The organism is Marinomonas gallaica (assembly GCF_001639745.1).
Classification (GTDB): domain Bacteria; phylum Pseudomonadota; class Gammaproteobacteria; order Pseudomonadales; family Marinomonadaceae; genus Marinomonas; species Marinomonas gallaica.
On record NZ_LTAX01000104.1, the window covers coordinates 1 to 245 of the forward strand.

The 245-nt window shown below is 46.5% G+C and carries 1 protein-coding gene; it reads right to left on the reverse strand.

Annotation, left to right across the window (positions count from 1 at the left end; translation table 11 throughout):
• Positions 1–245: GspL/Epsl periplasmic domain-containing protein (locus tag AYW76_RS18810; protein WP_197467864.1), on the reverse strand; the 245-nt coding region annotated here is incomplete at both ends.

Sequence of the window (245 nt, forward strand, 5' to 3'; positions counted from 1 at the left end):
CCATTAGATTAAGTAACGCACTATCTTCAGAGCCTCCAGACAAGCGATTCACTTCACGCTCCATTTCGCGCTTTAAATAACTGACGGTTGGAATCTTATTTTTACCCGGTAATGACTGACGGAAAATCCGCTCACTCTCTACACGATAGGCACTCGCCTGGGCTTCATACTTTTGAATTTTAAGCACATTATCGACCACGACCACGGCCACTAATAAAACAGCCGCCACCGCAACCTTCTGCCAC